The 17,296-nt window shown below is 30.1% G+C and carries 18 protein-coding genes and 1 tRNA gene; 17 read left to right on the plus strand and 2 right to left on the minus strand.

Features of this window, described 5'->3' with window-relative positions; genetic code table 11:
• The first annotated feature begins 57 nt into the window (after positions 1–57).
• From pdxA to WHD07_RS14080, 10 genes are all read left to right on the plus strand, one after another.
• Positions 58–1,092, plus strand: a complete 1,035-nt coding sequence (gene pdxA / locus WHD07_RS14035; protein ID WP_343328909.1) for a 4-hydroxythreonine-4-phosphate dehydrogenase PdxA — start codon at positions 58–60, stop codon at positions 1,090–1,092.
• 71 nt (positions 1,093–1,163) lie between these two features.
• Positions 1,164–1,700 (plus strand): DUF177 domain-containing protein, encoded by a 537-nt coding sequence (locus WHD07_RS14040; protein ID WP_343328910.1) that lies wholly within the window; start codon positions 1,164–1,166, stop codon positions 1,698–1,700.
• Position 1,701: 1 nt separating this feature from the next.
• On the plus strand, positions 1,702–1,899 hold the full coding sequence (gene rpmF / locus WHD07_RS14045) for a 50S ribosomal protein L32 (RefSeq protein ID WP_068448735.1): 198 nt from the start codon (positions 1,702–1,704) through the stop codon (positions 1,897–1,899).
• Between the two features lie 154 nt (positions 1,900–2,053).
• Positions 2,054–3,049 (plus strand): beta-ketoacyl-ACP synthase III, encoded by a 996-nt coding sequence (locus WHD07_RS14050; RefSeq protein WP_343328911.1) that lies wholly within the window; start codon positions 2,054–2,056, stop codon positions 3,047–3,049.
• Between the two features lie 25 nt (positions 3,050–3,074).
• Positions 3,075–3,554, plus strand: coding sequence for an acetyl-CoA carboxylase biotin carboxyl carrier protein (gene accB / locus WHD07_RS14055; protein ID WP_343328912.1), 480 nt, complete (start codon positions 3,075–3,077; stop codon positions 3,552–3,554).
• An 86-nt stretch (positions 3,555–3,640) separates the two neighbouring features.
• Positions 3,641–4,978: an acetyl-CoA carboxylase biotin carboxylase subunit gene (gene accC, locus WHD07_RS14060; protein WP_343328913.1), complete on the plus strand. Its 1,338-nt coding sequence runs from the start codon at positions 3,641–3,643 to the stop codon at positions 4,976–4,978.
• A gap of 92 nt (positions 4,979–5,070) precedes the next feature.
• Positions 5,071–5,520, plus strand: coding sequence for an Lrp/AsnC family transcriptional regulator (locus WHD07_RS14065; RefSeq protein ID WP_343328914.1), 450 nt, complete (start codon positions 5,071–5,073; stop codon positions 5,518–5,520).
• 114 nt (positions 5,521–5,634) lie between these two features.
• On the plus strand, positions 5,635–6,042 hold the full coding sequence (locus WHD07_RS14070) for a response regulator (RefSeq protein WP_343328915.1): 408 nt from the start codon (positions 5,635–5,637) through the stop codon (positions 6,040–6,042).
• Between the two features lie 30 nt (positions 6,043–6,072).
• Positions 6,073–6,387 carry an Hpt domain-containing protein gene (locus WHD07_RS14075; RefSeq protein WP_343328916.1) on the plus strand — a complete coding sequence of 105 codons (315 nt, stop codon included), beginning with the start codon at positions 6,073–6,075 and terminating at the stop codon, positions 6,385–6,387.
• Between the two features lie 17 nt (positions 6,388–6,404).
• Positions 6,405–7,112, plus strand: coding sequence for a LytTR family DNA-binding domain-containing protein (locus WHD07_RS14080; protein ID WP_343328917.1), 708 nt, complete (start codon positions 6,405–6,407; stop codon positions 7,110–7,112).
• 215 nt (positions 7,113–7,327) lie between these two features.
• Here the strand turns inward: WHD07_RS14080 and WHD07_RS14085 are convergent.
• A tRNA-Phe gene (locus WHD07_RS14085) sits at positions 7,328–7,400 on the minus strand.
• Positions 7,401–7,498: 98 nt separating this feature from the next.
• Here WHD07_RS14085 and WHD07_RS14090 point away from each other — a divergent pair.
• The 7 genes from WHD07_RS14090 (at position 7,499) to WHD07_RS14120 (ending at position 15,116) form a co-directional block, all read left to right on the plus strand.
• Positions 7,499–8,227: a type III pantothenate kinase gene (locus WHD07_RS14090; RefSeq protein ID WP_343328918.1), complete on the plus strand. Its 729-nt coding sequence runs from the start codon at positions 7,499–7,501 to the stop codon at positions 8,225–8,227.
• Positions 8,224–9,513 (plus strand): hypothetical protein, encoded by a 1,290-nt coding sequence (locus tag WHD07_RS14095; RefSeq protein ID WP_343328919.1) that lies wholly within the window; start codon positions 8,224–8,226, stop codon positions 9,511–9,513. Before WHD07_RS14090 ends, WHD07_RS14095 begins: the two co-directional genes overlap by 4 nt.
• Positions 9,514–9,530: 17 nt before the next feature.
• The gene (locus WHD07_RS14100) at positions 9,531–10,850 is read left to right on the plus strand and encodes a hypothetical protein (RefSeq protein WP_343328920.1); all 1,320 of its coding nucleotides are present in this window, start codon (positions 9,531–9,533) and stop codon (positions 10,848–10,850) included.
• A 6-nt stretch (positions 10,851–10,856) separates the two neighbouring features.
• Positions 10,857–11,417: an LPS export ABC transporter periplasmic protein LptC gene (gene lptC, locus WHD07_RS14105; RefSeq protein ID WP_343328921.1), complete on the plus strand. Its 561-nt coding sequence runs from the start codon at positions 10,857–10,859 to the stop codon at positions 11,415–11,417.
• A gap of 4 nt (positions 11,418–11,421) precedes the next feature.
• Entirely contained in the window at positions 11,422–11,622 is a 201-nt protein-coding gene (locus WHD07_RS14110; protein ID WP_105047529.1) for a hypothetical protein, read from the plus strand.
• Between the two features lie 15 nt (positions 11,623–11,637).
• On the plus strand, positions 11,638–12,903 hold the full coding sequence (locus tag WHD07_RS14115; RefSeq protein ID WP_343328922.1) for a hemolysin family protein: 1,266 nt from the start codon (positions 11,638–11,640) through the stop codon (positions 12,901–12,903).
• 122 nt (positions 12,904–13,025) lie between these two features.
• Positions 13,026–15,116, plus strand: coding sequence for a peptidylprolyl isomerase (locus WHD07_RS14120; RefSeq protein ID WP_343328923.1), 2,091 nt, complete (start codon positions 13,026–13,028; stop codon positions 15,114–15,116).
• Between the two features lie 364 nt (positions 15,117–15,480).
• On the opposite strand, the gene rho is transcribed toward WHD07_RS14120, so the two are convergent.
• Positions 15,481–17,190: a transcription termination factor Rho gene (rho, locus tag WHD07_RS14125; protein ID WP_343328924.1), complete on the minus strand. Its 1,710-nt coding sequence runs from the start codon at positions 17,188–17,190 to the stop codon at positions 15,481–15,483.
• Between the last annotated feature and the right edge of the window lie 106 nt (positions 17,191–17,296).

Consider the following 17,296-nt stretch of genomic DNA (forward strand, 5'->3'; position numbering starts at 1 on the left):
TTGTAAAATTTAGTTACTTTTGTAGTATTCAAAAATAGGAATAATAGAAGAGTTACTATGAATAAATCTGATAAAATTATAGTTGGTATTTCAATAGGGGATTTAAATGGAATAGGTTTAGAGGTAATTCTAAAAACTTTTCAAGATAAAAGGATGTTAGATTTTTGCACTCCAGTTCTTTTTGGAAGCACAAAAGTAGTTTCTTATCATAAAAAAGTTTTAAAATCTGAAACTCCAGTTCACGGAATAACTTCATTAAGTCAGTTGAATCATAATAAAATTAATGTTTTAAATATTTGGAAAGAGGATGTAGCTGTAGAATTAGGAAAAGCTACAAAAGAATCTGGTGAATATGCGGCCAAATCATTAGAAATAGCCGTTGCTCATTTGAAAGATAAAACAATAGATGTTTTATTAACTGCACCTATTAATAAGGAAACCATACAATCGGATACTTTTAATTTTCCTGGACATACAGAATATTTAGAAGATAAGCTTGATGGTAAAAGTTTAATGATTTTAATGACTGATGCCTTAAGGATTGGTTTAATAACAGGTCATATTCCTATTTCAAAAGTAGCAGAAGCTGTTACACCAGCGTTAATTAAAGAAAAAGTAGCTACAATGTATACTTCTTTAGTGCAAGATTTTGGAATTAATAAACCTAAAATTGCTGTATTGTCTTTAAATCCTCATTGTGGAGATAAAGGAGTTATTGGTGTAGAAGATGATGAAATAATAAAACCTACTATAGATGAAATTAAGGCATCTGGTAAGTTAGTTTTTGGCCCTTATGCTGCCGATGGATTTTTTGGATCTGAAACTTATAAGCAATTTGATGGTGTTTTAGCAACTTATCACGATCAAGGGTTAGCGCCTTTTAAAGCATTGTCTTTTGGTAATGGTGTTAATTTTACTGCAGGATTAAGTGAAGTTAGAACTTCTCCCGATCATGGTACAGGCTTTGATATTGCTGGAAAAAACGTAGCAAACCCTTCTTCTTTTAAAGAAGCTTTGTTTACTGGAATTCAAATTTATAAGACAAGAAAAGAATATAAAGAGCTTTCAAAAAACCCTCTTTTAGTAAAGTAAAAAACTTTTGACAGAAAAGAGTGTAAAATAATAAATTTTTATATCTTTGCACGCTCAATTGATATTTGGAAATGAAATACTTAAAGGAATTCAACATACCGTTTGTAGGATTAAAAGAAGGAATTCATTTGTTTGAATACGAAATTGATAACACGTTCTTTAAAGTTTTTAATTATGATGAATTTGAAAGTTCGTCTGTTAAAATAACATTAAATTTTATAAAGAAAAGTACATTGTTCGAGTTAACATTTACTGCAAATGGATATGTAGAGGTGCCTTGCGATGTTTCTAATGAACTTTATAAACAAGACGTTAAAGCTGTTTTACCTTTAGTGGTAAATTTTGGGCCAGAATTTAATGATGATAATGAGGAGATTTTAATTTTGCCTCACGAAGCGTATGAATTTAATGTTGCTCAATATATATATGAACTAATAGTATTATCAGTTCCTAATAAAAGAGTTCATCCAAAAGTGTTAGACGGAACCATGGATTCTGAAGCATTAGATAAGTTAAGAGAATTAGAAATAAAAGAAGTAAAGACTGTTGAAGAAACAGACCCAAGGTGGGATAAATTAAAGAATTTAATAACAGAAAAAAAGACATAAAATGGCACATCCTAAAAGAAAGATATCTAAAACCAGAAGAGACAAAAGGAGAACGCATTATAAAGCAGCTTCTCAGCAAATAGCAACAGATCCAACAACAGGAGAGTCGCATTTATATCACAGAGCTCATTGGCACGAAGGTAAATTATACTACAGAGGACAAGTAGTATTAGAATCTGCATCTGCAATAGAAGCATAAAAAAATCAAAAGTTTTTCTAAAAACCCTCATTAATTGAGGGTTTTTTTGCGTTTTTCAAGTAGAAATTGTCTCTTTTGACAATTATTACTTGAAAAAGTGAAATAAATTTCACTACTTTTGATTTTCCTAACCACATGGAAAACAACTAAAAATATGACAAAAATCACTGCAGCAATTACAGCAGTAGGGAAGTATGTTCCTGAATATGTTCTGACTAATAAAGAGTTAGAAACCATGGTAGAAACTAATGATGAATGGATAACCACTAGAACAGGCATCAAAGAAAGAAGAGTTTTAAAAGGAGAAGGTTTAGGTACTTCATATATGGCTATAAAAGCCGCAGAAGAATTGTTACAAAAATCAAACATTAGCCCTGAAGAAATAGATTTAATAATAGTAGGTACAGCCACACCAGATTTACCAATTGCTTCAACAGCAGCCTATGTTGCATCAGAAATAGGAGCAACCAATGCTTTTGGTTACGATTTACAAGCAGCGTGTTCTAGCTTTTTATTTGGTATGTCTACGGCAGCAGCTTATATAGAATCTGGTAGATATAAAAAAGTATTATTAATTGGAGCCGATAAAATGTCTTCAATTATAGATTATAATGACAGAGCAACTTGTATTATTTTTGGTGATGGAGCGGGTGCTGCTTTATTTGAACCAAATTATGAAGGCTTAGGTTTGCAAGATGAATATTTAAGAAGTGATGGTATTGGTAGAGACTTTTTAAGAATAGAGGCAGGCGGGTCTTTAATGCCAACAACCCCAGAAACGGTAGCACAAAATAAACATTTTGTATATCAAGAAGGAAAAACGGTTTTTAAATATGCAGTTTCTAGTATGGCAGATGTTGCAGAACGCATGTTAACCAGAAATAATCTTACAGAAAAAGATATCCAATGGTTAGCTGCACATCAAGCTAATAAAAGAATTATTGAAGCAACTGCCAAAAGAGTAGGTGTACCATCAGAAAAAGTGATGATGAATATTCAGAATTACGGAAACACTACATCTGCAACCTTACCACTTTTATTGGCAGATTATGAAAGTCAATTAAAAAAAGGAGATAACTTAATTTTTGCGGCATTTGGTGGCGGTTTCACTTGGGGAGCAGCTTACGTAAAATGGGCATATAATTCATAAATACAACAACTAAATAATTATGAGTATGGATATTAAAGAAATTCAAAATCTTATAAAATTTGTAGCTAAATCTGGCGCTAGCGAGGTAAAGTTAGAGATGGAAGATGTAAAAATTACAATTAGAACTGGTTCTGGTAAAACAGAAACAACAATTGTGCAAGCAGCTCCTATGGCTGGTGTGCCTCAAGTTGCAGCTCCTGTTGCTGCTCAACCTGTTGTATCTACAGAAGCGGCGGCACCACAAGCAGAAACTGAAAACTCTAAATATATTACTGTAAAGTCTCCTATTATTGGTACCTTTTATAGAAAACCATCTCCTGATAAACCTAATTTTGTAGAAGTAGGAGCTGAAATTTCTGTTGGTGATACGGTTTGTGTTATTGAAGCAATGAAATTATTTAATGAGATAGAATCTGAAATTTCAGGTAAAATCGTTAAAATATTAGTTGATGATTCTTCTCCTGTAGAATTTGATCAACCATTATTTTTAGTAGATCCATCATAGTATAAATCATAATTTTTAATTTACAGGTTCTATAGAAAAAAAATATTTTAGAATTTGTTTTTTGAATATTGAAAATTTAAGACTTTATGTTTAAAAAAATATTAATTGCCAATAGAGGTGAGATAGCACTACGTGTTATAAGAACCTGTAAAGAAATGGGCATTAAAACTGTTGCAGTATATTCTACTGCAGATGCAGAAAGTTTGCACGTTAGATTTGCAGATGAAGCAGTTTGTATTGGTCCTCCTTCAAGTTCAGAATCATATTTAAAAATGTCTAACATTATTGCTGCTGCAGAAATTACCAATGCAGATGCAATTCATCCAGGTTATGGATTTTTATCAGAAAACGCTAAATTTTCAAGATTATGTGAAGAGCATAATATTAAATTTATTGGAGCAACAGGAGATATGATCGATCAAATGGGAGACAAGGCGAATGCTAAATCTACTATGATAGCTGCTGGTGTACCTTGTGTACCAGGAAGCGAAGGTGTTATTGTAGACTTTGAAGATTGTGAAAAAATTGCAATTGAAACAGGGTATCCAGTAATGTTAAAAGCTTCTGCCGGAGGTGGAGGTAAAGGAATGCGTGCTGTTTGGAAAGCAGAAGATTTAAGAGATGCTTGGGATTCTGCTAGACATGAATCTAAAGCTGCTTTTGGTAATGATGATATGTATATGGAAAAGCTTATTGAAGAGCCAAGACATATAGAAATTCAGATTGTTGGAGATTCTTACGGGAAAGCCTGTCATTTATCAGAAAGAGATTGTTCTGTACAACGTCGTCATCAAAAATTAACGGAGGAAACTCCTTCTCCTTTTATGACTGATGCTTTAAGAAAAAAGATGGGAACTGCAGCTGTTAAAGCAGCAGAATTTATAAAGTACGAAGGTGCTGGAACTGTAGAGTTCTTAGTAGACAAGCATAGAAATTTCTTTTTTATGGAAATGAATACTCGTATACAAGTAGAACATCCTATTACTGAGGAAGTAGTAAACTACGATTTAATTAGAGAACAGATTTTAGTGGCTGCAGGTGTACCGATTTCAGGAAAAAATTATTTTCCTCAAATGCACTCTATAGAATGTAGAATTAATGCAGAAGATCCTTATAATAATTTTAGACCTGCACCAGGAAAGATTTCAACCTTTCATGCACCAGGAGGTCACGGAGTAAGAATTGATACCCATGTGTATGCCGGTTATATGATTCCGCCAAATTACGATTCTATGATTGCTAAATTAATTACTACAGCTCAAACAAGAGAAGAGGCAATTAATAAAATGAAGCGTGCATTAGATGAGTTTGTGATAGAGGGGGTTAAAACAACAATTCCTTTCCATAGACAATTAATGGATCATCCAGATTATGTTGCAGGAAATTATACAACTAAGTTTATGGAAGATTTCGAAATGAAATAAAAAATAAAAATTTAGATTAAATTTAATAGAAAAATAGAGAACGCAATTTGTGTTCTCTATTTTTTTTTATCTTTATCGTTAAAGATTGAAAGATGAAAATAGACGGAATAGATAAAAAAATTATTAGAAGCTTAATAAGAGATGCTAGAACCCCTATTTTAAGTATTGCAAGAGATGTTGGTATTTCTGGTGCTGCAATTCATCAAAGATTGAGAAAATTAGAGAAATCAGAATTAATAGATGGTTATCAAATGATGATAAACCCCAAAACATTGGGATATAATACCATTGCTTTTGTAGGTTTATTTTTAGAAAACACTGCTGTTTTATCATCAATAATAAAAAGACTTAAAGAAGTTTCTGAGGTAGTAGAATGCCATTATACAACAGGTGATTTTACAATTTTTATTAAAGTAATATGTAAAGATAATGAAGATTTAATGAGGGTTTTAGAAACTAAAATAAAAGAAATAAAAGGAGTTGTTAGGTTTGATACATTTACATCTTTAAATAAACAAATAGATAGGCAAGTACACGTTTAGAAAGTAAGCCGAACATTAAAAATTTACCATTTAACGAGTTTTTGAAACAGATAAACTAACAATTTTTTTTTTAGTATTTTTTTACACCACTTTTGTGTCAATTAAAAAAAATATATGAAATCCCTTTCCATTTTACTTATTGATGATGATGAATTAGAAAGAATGAAATTTAAAAAAGTATGTAAAGATATTCATTTTCCTTGTTCTATTATAGAGGCAATAAATGGGGAGCAAGCTTTAAATATTTTGAATAGTTCAGAAAACACATTTAATATTATTATTTTAGATTTACATATGCCTAAAATGTGTGGTTTAGAGCTTTTAAAGGTGCTAAAGACAACCATTGTGTTTAAGCATATTCCTGTTATTATCATGTCTAATTCAGAAGATGATACTGAACTAAAAAAATGTTATGATTTTGGTGTTTCTGGTTATTTTACAAAGCCTGTAGATTATACTAAATATTTTAAAAAAGTAAAATCATTGTTAAACTATTGGAAACGCAACGAACTTATTGATTAGTAATTCTATTTTATAAAACGATATTAATATATGGAAACTCCAAATTTAAATTATGTAAAAGAGCTTTCTGGAGGAGATCTAGAATTTGAAGAAAGTATGCTGAAAGTTTTGAAGAAGGAATTCCCTGAAGAGCATTTACTTTTTAATAAAAATTTTGAGCAAAGAAATTATTTAGAAGCAGCAAATAATGTGCACAAAATAAAGCACAAAATTAGTATTTTAGGTTTAAAAGAAGGCTTAGAATTTGCTTCGAGATTTGAAAAAGATTTAAAAGTAGGAGATACAAAACTATATGGAGATTTTATAAAGATTTTAAACAAAATTCATGTATATTTATTGGTCTAATAATTTTTAGAAATAGTATGATTTGTATAGTGATAGATGATGATTCTGCAGCGAGACTAATAATTAAAAAATTATGTGGTAGTTCTAATGAAGTTTCTGTAATTGAGGAGTTTAGTTCTGCTATAGAGGCAATGAAATATCTTAACTCTAATAATGTAGATTTAATTTTTTTAGATATACATATGCCTACATTTTCGGGTTTTGACTTTATGGAAACCTTAAAATCTCCACCGAAAGTAATTTTAACTACTTCGGATAAGGATTTTGCTTTACAAGCATTTGAGTTTGAATGTGTAGTAGATTATCTAGTGAAGCCAATTGCAAAAGAAAGATTTGATAAGGCATTACTTAAATTATCTGGTTTAAAACAAGCTAGAATTGCTTCTGAGAGATCAAATATATTAAATGATAATTCTGATTTTATATACGTAAGTGTAGATAGAAGATTAGTTAAAATTAATATTCCGGATATTTATTTTGTTGAAGCAAAAGGTGATTATATTAGTATAAAAACTGCAAGTAAAAATTATATAGTACATTCTACATTAAAGAAAATAGAGGATAAGTTACCTTCTTCGTTATTTCTTAGGATACACAGATCTTTTGTGATTAATGTTTCTGAGATTGTAGATATTGAAGATAATAGTGTTCTTATTCAAAAAAGTGTTATTCCTATTAGTCGATCTAATAAAAGCGAGCTAATGAGAAGATTAAATCTGCTTTAGTCTTCTTTTTTGTAAATTAATCTATTGGTTCATCAATTAATATAATTTAGTGGATAAAGTCTTTTAGATTTATTTTTATATCTCAAAATATTATTTAATACAGGTTTATTTTATAAGTAAAGTTATTTGTTATTACCTCTGTGTTTTAATATTTGGGATTTTATTCGTTCAAAAAGAAAAAACCCTATAAACGTTACGTTTAAAGGGTTTTTAAGTGGTACCTCCAGGAATCGAACCAGGGACACAAGGATTTTCAGTCCTTTGCTCTACCAACTGAGCTAAGGTACCGTGCCTTAGCGGCTGCAAATATACAACCTTTTTTGACTTCTCCAAACAAAAAACAAAAAAAAATGCATTTTTTTTTAAAAAATATTTAAATTTGAATAATGAACATAACAATTGATATAGGTAATACTAGGGTTAAATCTGCTGTTTTTGAGGGAGATAAACTGATTGATTTGTATATTTTTGATAAGAGTAAAATTATTTCAGAAATAAAAAAAATTTTAAAAAAAAATATAATTTCTAATGGGATAATTTCTAACGTAGGATCAGTGTCAGATAAAATAATAGAAGAGTTGAAAGCAATTATTAGTTTTCAGGTTGTTTCTAGCTTTTCTAAAGTTCCGTTTATCAATTTATATAAAACTCCAAAAACTTTAGGAGTAGATAGAATTGCTTTAGTAACTGGAGCAGTAAAACAATTTCCGAATAAAAATGTATTAGTTATTGATGCTGGAACTTGTATTACTTTCGATTTTGTTAATGACAAGGCCCAGTATTTGGGAGGAGCAATATCTCCAGGAATACAAATGAGGTTTAATTCCTTAAATCACTTTACAGCAAACCTACCCTTATTGGAAAAAGAAGAAGTAACTTCTTTTATTGGAGGAAACACAAAAGAAAGTATGAATTCTGGTGTTGTAAATGGTGTAATTCAAGAAATTGATGGTGTAATCAATCAATATAAAACAAAATACATCGATTTAACAGTGGTTTTAACAGGTGGAGACACAAATTTCTTGTCAAAGAAATTAAAAAGTAGCATATTTGCCAATCAAAATTTTCTTCTTCAAGGATTAAATGAAATATTGATATTTAATATAGACAAATGATTAGAAACATCTTATTAGTTTTTCTACTTATAACTTCTTTAGCTTTAACAGCTCAAAGAACAAATTCTTCACCTTACTCTTTTTTTGGTATTGGAGATGAATTTAAGCCTGTTACTGTAGAACAAAGTGCAATGGGAGGTATTGGCGTTGCATATAGCCACTATAAATATTTAAACTTTACAAATCCTGCAGCTTATGCTAACTTAAGGTATACTACGTATTCTTTTGGAATGTTAAATAACAGATTAACCATAGACAATGAAGGTGAGAAGCAGATTTCTAACTCTACTAGTTTAAGTTATTTTACGTTGGCATTTCCTATAGGTTCTAAAGCAGGTATGGGCTTTGGGGTACAACCTGTATCATCTGTGGGGTACTCACTGTCTAATTCTAGATTAGATACTAGCGGAGAAGTTTCTGAACTAACTCTTTTTTCTGGAGATGGAGGTGTAAGTAGAGTTTATGGTAGTTTTGGTATAAAAGTATATAAAGAATTATCTATAGGTATTGAGGCTGATTATAAATTTGGTACTATTGATAATAGTATTACTTCTCAAAGAGTAGGTGTGTCTTTAGCAACAAAGTATAAGGAAGCTACGATTGTTAGAGGAGGGTCTGTAAAACTTGGAGCTCAGTATAAAAAAACACTTAAAAATAAACTTATCTTAAGTGGTGGAGCTACTTTAAAGATGGGTAACGATTTAGATGTAACAGGAGATGATTATCTTTATTCTCTTAGTTTTACAAGTTCTGGTTCGGAGTTTGGGAGAGATACAATTTCTCAATCTGAAATTAATGGAAAATATAAATTACCTTTAAAAACAATTTTAGGTGCAGGTCTAGGAAAAGTTGATAAATGGTATGTCGGTTTAGAATACGAAAACCAAGAAGCAATAGAAACTTCTGGCTTTTTAAATACATCGAATAATGCATATAGATATGGTAAATCAAATAGAGTTTCTTTAGGAGGGTATTATCTTCCTAAAATTAATTCAATTTCTAGTTATTGGCAAAGGGTTACTTATAGAGCTGGTGTTCGTTTAGAGAAGACTGGATTGTTAGTGGATGGTTCTGCTCCTTATAACAATTTTTCTTCAGTAGACGACTTTGGCATATCTTTTGGTTTAGGTTTACCATTGAAACAATTATCCTCTGTAAATATGGGGTTTGAATTTGGTAAAAGAGGAACAACTTCTAATAATTTAATTAAAGAAAATTATTTTAATTTTAGATTAAGTTTATCTTTGACAGATACAAATTGGTTTCAAAAAAGAAAGATAGATTAACAAAAAAAACTAACAAAATGAAGAAAATTACGTTTTTACTAGCTGCAATGTTATTATTAGCCTCAGCAAAAACAAATGCGCAAGATGATGCAAAAAGAGAATGTACCATTAAATATAATCTTTTTAAAGGAGATTATCAATCCAAAAAATATGAAGAAGCATATAAAAATTGGATTTTTTTAATGGACAATTGTAAAGATTTATCTGTAAACATTTATAAATTAGGTTCTACACTAGCAGAAGATGTTAGAAAAGACCCTGTTTTAGCAAAAAGAGTTTACGAACAAAGATTACAATATTATCCAAACCAAAACCCTGCAAAATTACATAGTGATTACGCTACTTATTTGTTAGCTAATAAATTAGCTTCTGATGATGAAGTTTTTTCAATTTTAGAAAAAGGATATAATATAGATCCAACTAAAATGGGGGTAAAAAACTTATATATTTATTTTCAAGGAGTTACGGATAGAAATAAAGATACTAATCCTCAAAAAGTTTTTGATACTTATGATGATGTTTTAGAGTCTGTAAGCTCTAAATTAGAAGGCTATGCGGCTAAACTTAAAGAGCTTTCTAAAGATTCTGTAGCTAATAAAAAATTGATACATGCATATTCTACAAACTCTAGAGCTTTAGGTACTGTAGAAGGAGGTTTAGATAATATTATTTCTGAAATAGCAACTTGTGAAAGATTAATACCAATTTACAAAAGAGATTTTGAAGAAAATAAAAACAATGCAATTTGGTTAAAAAGATCAGTTTCTAGAATGTTTAATAAAGATTGTCAAGAAGATCCTTTATATCAAAAATTAGTAAGAGCTTATGCAGAGGCTTCTCCTTCACCAGAAGCATATTCTTTCTTAGCTAGTGTTTTAGAAGATAATGGAGATACTGCAGGAGCAAATTCAATGAGACAAAAATCTTTTGATTTAGAAACAGACCCATTAAAGAAAGCAAAATATAAATTAAAATTTGCTCACACAGCTAAAGTTAGAGGTCAATTTAGTAAGGCAAGAAGTTTAGCAAGAGAGGCATTAAGTTATAACCCTAACTTTGGTAAAGCTTATTTATTTATTGGAAGTTTATATGCATCTAGTGTAAATAATTGTGGAGAAAACGAGTTCGAAAAGAGAATGGTATATGTTGCAGCTTTAAGACAAGCACAAAGAGCAGCAGCTGTAGACCCAAGTATTTCTTCGGCAGCAGGAAAATATATTAGAAGTTATAGAGGAAATGTACCAAGTAAAAAAGTTGTTTTTACTGCAGGTGTAAATCCTGGTAGTAGTTATACTATAAAATGTTGGATAGGAGAAACAGTAAGTGTTCCTAATTAATATTTTGTGAATAACTATAAAAAAATATTACATAAAAGCATTGCTGTACTTTCTGTTACAGTAATGCTTTTTTCTTGCTCTAACAATACAAAAGAAGTTAGAGATTTTTTGGCTTCTAAAAATTTACCAATTGCGGTTGCTAAAGATGCTTTTCATGTATACAAAGATTCAGGTAGAATAACATCAAAATTATTTGCACCTGTTATGTATGATTTTAGCAATAGAAAACAACAACCTTATAATGAGTTTCCTAAAGGAATTAAAATTATTAATTTTGATGGAAAAGATTCTGTAACCATTACAGGTAATTATGCATTGTCTTATTCTAATACGCTAATTTCTGAAATTAAAGGAAATGTAATTGTAGTTAATCCTAAAGAAAACTCTAAGTTAGAAACAGAACAATTATTTTGGGATCAAAATACCAAATATTTTTTCTCAGAAAAACCATTTACTTTAACAACTTTAAAGGATACTATTTATGGTGTTGGTTTTGAGTGTAAAGAAGACTTAAGTAAGCATTTAGCAAAGAAAACAACAGGAAAGTTACTAACATCAGAAGAATAATAATATGAATACAGTTTGGAAATTTTTTCAGTATGGCTATTTGGTAGTCGCTTTAATCTGTTTAGTAGAAGGTATTGTTAGGTGGAGTGAAGAGAGAGAAAAGGCCTATATGTTTCTTGGAGCTTCTATTTTTATTACCTTAGTGTTTTTCTTTAAAAGACATTTTAGAAAAAAAGTTGAAAAACGTAACAATCAAAATCAATAGATTATAAATTTCTTAATGGAAATTGAAGTCATAATTATTCTAATCTCAATTATCCTTTCCGCATTTTTTTCGGGAATGGAAATTGCATTTGTTTCGGCAAATAAACTTCATATAGAATTAGAGAAAAAAAGGGAAGGTTTTATTCCTAATATTCTTAATAAAATTACCCAGAAATCATCAAAATTTATTACCACAATGTTAGTTGGTAACAACATAGCTTTGGTAATTTATAGTTATTATATGGGACGCTTTTTATTAAGGGTACTTCCCATAAATGCTTTTAATGATTTTTCTATTCTTCTTTTACAAACCATTGTTTCTACCATAGTAATTTTAATTACTGCAGAGTTTTTGCCAAAAGCTATTTTTAGAATTTATGCAAATGAGGTTTTAAAATTATTTGCGGTACCTGCTTATGTTTTTTATGTTTTGTTTCATTTCTTTTCTGAATTTATCACGTATATCTCAGATTTTTTTCTGCGTGTTTTTTTTAAAACCAATGCAGAGGAACAACAAACAGAGTTTAGTAAAGAAGAATTAGGCTACTATATTACAGAGCAATTAGAAACAGGTAATAATGATGATGAGATAGATTCTGAAATTCAAATATTTCAAAATGCACTAGATTTTCATAATGTAAAGGCTAGAGAAGTAATGGTTCCTCGAACCGAAATTGTTGCTGTAGAACTTCATGAAAAAGTAACCAACCTAAAAAATATATTTATAGACTCTGGTTTGTCTAAAATACTGGTTTATAAATCTTCTTTAGATGATGTAATTGGTTATATAAATGCATTCGAATTATTTAAGAAACCTAAAACTATAAAATCTATTTTATTACCAGTAGAGATTGTACCAGAATCTATGATGATAAATCATATTTTAAATAGTTTAATGAAAAAACGTAAAAGCGTTGCTGTTGTTGTTGATGAATATGGTGGTACTTCTGGGATGATTACTGTAGAAGATATTGTAGAAGAATTATTTGGAGAAATAGAAGATGAACACGATAATCAAGAGTTTTTAGAAAAGAAAATATCTGAAACAGAGTTTAATTTTTCTGCAAGATTAGAAGTAGATTATTTAAATGAAGAGTATAATTTAAACATACCAAAGGCAGAAGCATACGAAACTTTAGGAGGTTTTATTATAGAACATACAGAAAATATTCCGGAAGAAAATGAAGTGGTTGATATTGAGGATTTTGAAATTAAAATCTTAAAAATGAGTAGTGCAAAAATAGAAGAAGTCCGCCTAAAAATAGTGGATGAAGATGCCTAAAATCATCTAAATTATTTATAACTACCTAGCAGCCTATATACTTGCTACTAATAAGTATAAAATCGGTTGCAATATTAAAAGCCAAATCGTATATTCGCCAACTGAAATAAAATAAATTACTTATGGCAATTTTATCAAAAATTAGAGAACGTTCAATGTTCTTAATCATTATAATTGGTTTAGCACTTTTTGCTTTTGTATTAGATCCATCTACATTAGGTGATTTTTTCAATTCAAGTAAAGTAAATCAAGTAGGTGAAATAAATGGTGAGTCTATCTCAAGACAAGAATTTTCTGCAGAATTAGAAGCCTACAAACAACAAGCAGGAAACGGAGTTTCTGAAATGCAAGCATCTAAAAATGTATGGGATAATATTGTTAGAAAAAAAATCTACCAAAATCAATTATCAGAAGCAGGAATTACTGTGGGTGAAGCAGATGTTTGGAATGAAGTTATAAATGCACCTTCAGTAAAAGATAATCCTCAGTTTCTAAACGAAGCTGGTTTATTTGATGAAGCAAAATTCAAGCAATTTTTAGCAGACACAAAAGAGAACAATCCAGATATGTGGAGAGCTTGGTCTAATTATATGACTCAGATTAGAGATAATGGTGAGAGAAATACATATAACAACCTTGTTACTGCTGGTCTTGGCGCTTCTTTAAAAGAAGGAGAGGCTCAATATTTTACAGATAATACAAAGTTAACCACTCAATTTGTTTTTGTACCTTATACTTCTATTTCAGATAGTTTAGTTAAGGTTTCTAAAGGAGAAATTGAATCTTATATTAAAGCTCATGAGAATGACTTTAAAGTAGAAGCGTCTAGAGATATTTCTTATGTAAAATTTGATATCAAAGCAACTCCTGAAGATGAAAATAATATTAAAGCTAGTGTTGCCGAATTAATTGAAGATTTTAAAACGAGCACAAATGAAAGAGAATTTTTAAGTGAAAATGATTCTGATACAAGTATCGATGATAGCTTTAAATTTGAAAGAGAAGTAAATGTTAGTGTAGCTTCAGAAATTTTTAAAGGAGCTAAAGGAGATGTTTTTGGACCATATAAAGACCAAGGGTATTTTAAAATATCAAAAATTACTGACGTAACTCAAATGCCAGATTCAGCCAGAGCTAGTCATATTTTAATTCCTTTTCTTGGTGCTCAAAGAGTATCTCCAGAAGTTACAAGAACAGAAGAGGAAGCAAAGGTTTTAGCCGATAGTATTTTAACAGTAGTAAAAAGAAACAAAAATAAATTTGCAGACTTAGCAAAAGAACTTTCTTCTGATAAAGGTTCTGGAGCAAAAGGAGGAGATTTAGATTGGTTTACTTATAATAGAATGACACCTGCTTTTAGAGATTTTGTTTTTGATGGAAGTACTGGTGATATTGGTGTTGTAGAAACGCCATTTGGTTACCATGTTATTAAAATTGATGGACAAAAGAACAAGCAAACAGCTTTAAAATTAGCTACATTTGGTAGACAAATAATAGCTTCTGAAGCAACAGAAAATGCTGTTTTTCAAAAGTCAGAACAATTTGCTTTGGCAACATCAAAAGATAAAAAGTTTTTTGAAATTGCTAAAGAAAATAAATATACAACTAGACCTGCTATTGGTTTAAAAGTTTTAGATGAAAATGTACCTGGTTTAGGAAATCAAAGACAAATTATTACTTGGGCTTTTGGTAAAGAAACAAAACCTGGAGATTTTAAACGTTTTGATTTAGAAGGAAGCCATGTAGTTGCTTTTGTAACGGCTAAAACTAAAAAAGGATTAATGTCTGCTGCTAAAGCTACAAATAGAGTAAAACCTATTTTAGTGAATCAAAAGAAAGCAAAATTAATTGCAGAAAAGTTTAACGGAAGCACTTTAGCTGATATTGCAAAAGATAATAGTACTAATGTTAGAAATGCAAGTGGTGTTAACTTAAAAAGTCCAACATTGTCTGGTGCAGGTTCTGAGCCTAAAGTAGTAGGTGCAATGTTTAATGCAGAATTAAACAAAGTATATAAAAATATAGAAGGTAATAGAGGTGTGTATGCTTTTGCTGTAACTAATAAAGAGTTACCAACTGCGTTACCTAATTACGAAACTACAAGAAAAAGTATTGCAGAAGCAAGAAAAAGAAAAACTTTTGCAATTTACGAAGCCATTAAAAAAGCTTCTGACGTAGAAGATAATAGATCTAATTTATACGTAGGAAACTAGGTTAAGTTTTACTAAAATATTTAAACCGTTCAATTTTTTTGAACGGTTTTTTTATGCATTAGATTTAGTATCTGGTACTTATTTATTAAGATTGTAATGCTTGCTATATAATATTAACTAAAAAAGGCAAGTGTGTGTAGCCCTGATTGAAACGGCATCCTTTTTATAGCGTTTATAAATAAGCGTTATTGCGAGGCACGAAGCAATCTGTTTCTAATTATGAGATTACCTTAATTTACAATAAGTGAACTTTACAATAATAATATAAAAAGATATAGTGGAAAGCAGGAAATAGCTTCTAATAAAAAAAAACCTTCTTGATTGCTCAAAAAGGTTTTTTATATATTAAATAAAAAGGTTACATCTAGCCATTCATTGAGATTAAAAATTCGTCATTATTTTTCGAAAACTTAATTTTATCATTGATGAATTCCATAGCTTCTATAGGGTTCATATCTGCAAGATACTTACGTAAAACCCACATTCTTTGTACTGTTTTGGCATCTAATAATAAATCATCTCGTCTTGTAGAAGATTTAATTAAATCGATAGCTGGGTAAATTCTTCTGTTAGAAATATTTCTATCTAACTGAAGTTCCATATTACCTGTTCCTTTAAATTCTTCGAAGATTACTTCGTCCATTTTAGAACCTGTTTCTGTAAGTGCTGTAGCAATAATGGTTAAAGAACCACCGTTTTCTATGTTTCTAGCGGCACCAAAGAAACGTTTTGGTTTGTGCAATGCGTTAGCATCGATACCTCCAGAAAGTATTTTTCCAGACGCAGGTGCTACGGTATTGTATGCTCTTGCCAAACGTGTAATTGAATCTAAAAGGATAACAACATCGTGTCCGCATTCTACCAAACGTTTTGCTTTTTCTAAAACAATGTTTGCTACTTTTACATGTTTGTCTGCTGGTTCATCAAAGGTAGAAGCAACAACTTCTCCTCTAACATTACGTTTCATGTCTGTAACTTCTTCCGGACGCTCATCAATCAATAAAACAATTTGATAAACTTCTGGGTGATTGGCTGCAATGGCATTGGCTACATCCTTTAATAACATGGTTTTACCAGTTTTAGGTTGCGCTACAATCATACCACGTTGTCCTTTTCCTAAAGGAGAAAATAAATCGATAATTCTAGTTGATAAAGAGCTACCTCTTTCTGCTAAATTAAATTTTTCTTGTGGAAACAATGGTGTTAAATGTTCAAAAGAAACACGATCTCTAACTAAGTTAGGGTTTAATCCGTTTATTTTAGAGACTCTAATTAATGGAAAATATTTTTCACCTTCTTTTGGTGGGCGAACATTTCCTCTTACAGTATCACCTGTTTTTAAGCCAAATAATTTAATTTGAGATTGAGAAACATAAATATCATCTGGTGATGATAAATAATTATAATCAGAAGAACGTAAAAAACCATATCCGTCTGGCATCATTTCTAAAACACCCTCGCTTTCTATAATTCCATCAAATTCAAAATCAGGATCTTTATAACGATTTCCAGATTTGTTTCCATTACTTCTATTAGAGTTATTTTTATCTCTATTTTGGTTTGGATTTTTCTTAGGAAGTGGTTTGTTTGCTTGTGGTTTATTCTGATTGTTAGCAGGTTTTTGTTCCTGTTTTTCTACCTTCTTAACAACTCTTTCTTTAGGTGCTTCCGTTTTAGTCTCTGTTTTTTCAAGAACTTTTTTGGGTGCAGCTTTTCTAGGAGTTGGTTTGCGTAAAGGTAGTTTTTCTTGTTTTGGTTTTTCTACTATTTTTTCAGTAGTAGTTTCTGTCGTTATTTTTGAATCTTTTTCTGTAATTTCGTCTACGTTAGTAGTTTTGGCAGGGGTAGTTACTTTAGAAACTCGTTTTCTTTTAGGTTTTTCAGTCTTTTGCTTTACTTCAGTTTTTGTAGAAGTTGAAATTGAAGTATCTACAGGGTTTGCAGCTTGTGTGTCTAAAATTTGATATACTAAATCTAATTTTTTAAGTTGACTCGTCTTTGATAGACCAATAGATTTTGCAATTACCTGTAAATCAGCAAGCGTTTTTGCTTTTAGTTCTGAGATTTCGAACATTCGTTATGTGTTAAGTTAAAATGTAAATCTTATGTATGTAAGATTGATTATAATATTTTTTTTGAGTTTATGTATTGTATATAGTACTATACAATATTCAATGAGT

The organism is Polaribacter staleyi (assembly GCF_038024045.1).
GTDB lineage: Bacteria > Bacteroidota > Bacteroidia > Flavobacteriales > Flavobacteriaceae > Polaribacter > Polaribacter butkevichii.

Coding starts and splice junctions, on each gene's coding strand:
- pdxA (WP_343328909.1), top strand. CDS start 58: ATGAATAAATCTGATAAAATTATAGTTGGTATTTCAATAGGGGATTTA.
- WHD07_RS14040 (WP_343328910.1), top strand. CDS start 1,164: ATGAAATACTTAAAGGAATTCAACATACCGTTTGTAGGATTAAAAGAA.
- rpmF (WP_068448735.1), top strand. CDS start 1,702: ATGGCACATCCTAAAAGAAAGATATCTAAAACCAGAAGAGACAAAAGG.
- WHD07_RS14050 (WP_343328911.1), top strand. CDS start 2,054: ATGACAAAAATCACTGCAGCAATTACAGCAGTAGGGAAGTATGTTCCT.
- accB (WP_343328912.1), top strand. CDS start 3,075: ATGGATATTAAAGAAATTCAAAATCTTATAAAATTTGTAGCTAAATCT.
- accC (WP_343328913.1), top strand. CDS start 3,641: ATGTTTAAAAAAATATTAATTGCCAATAGAGGTGAGATAGCACTACGT.
- WHD07_RS14065 (WP_343328914.1), top strand. CDS start 5,071: ATGAAAATAGACGGAATAGATAAAAAAATTATTAGAAGCTTAATAAGA.
- WHD07_RS14070 (WP_343328915.1), top strand. CDS start 5,635: ATGAAATCCCTTTCCATTTTACTTATTGATGATGATGAATTAGAAAGA.
- WHD07_RS14075 (WP_343328916.1), top strand. CDS start 6,073: ATGGAAACTCCAAATTTAAATTATGTAAAAGAGCTTTCTGGAGGAGAT.
- WHD07_RS14080 (WP_343328917.1), top strand. CDS start 6,405: ATGATTTGTATAGTGATAGATGATGATTCTGCAGCGAGACTAATAATT.
- WHD07_RS14090 (WP_343328918.1), top strand. CDS start 7,499: ATGAACATAACAATTGATATAGGTAATACTAGGGTTAAATCTGCTGTT.
- WHD07_RS14095 (WP_343328919.1), top strand. CDS start 8,224: ATGATTAGAAACATCTTATTAGTTTTTCTACTTATAACTTCTTTAGCT.
- WHD07_RS14100 (WP_343328920.1), top strand. CDS start 9,531: ATGAAGAAAATTACGTTTTTACTAGCTGCAATGTTATTATTAGCCTCA.
- WHD07_RS14110 (WP_105047529.1), top strand. CDS start 11,422: ATGAATACAGTTTGGAAATTTTTTCAGTATGGCTATTTGGTAGTCGCT.
- WHD07_RS14115 (WP_343328922.1), top strand. CDS start 11,638: ATGGAAATTGAAGTCATAATTATTCTAATCTCAATTATCCTTTCCGCA.
- WHD07_RS14120 (WP_343328923.1), top strand. CDS start 13,026: ATGGCAATTTTATCAAAAATTAGAGAACGTTCAATGTTCTTAATCATT.
- rho (WP_343328924.1), bottom strand. CDS start 17,190: ATGTTCGAAATCTCAGAACTAAAAGCAAAAACGCTTGCTGATTTACAG.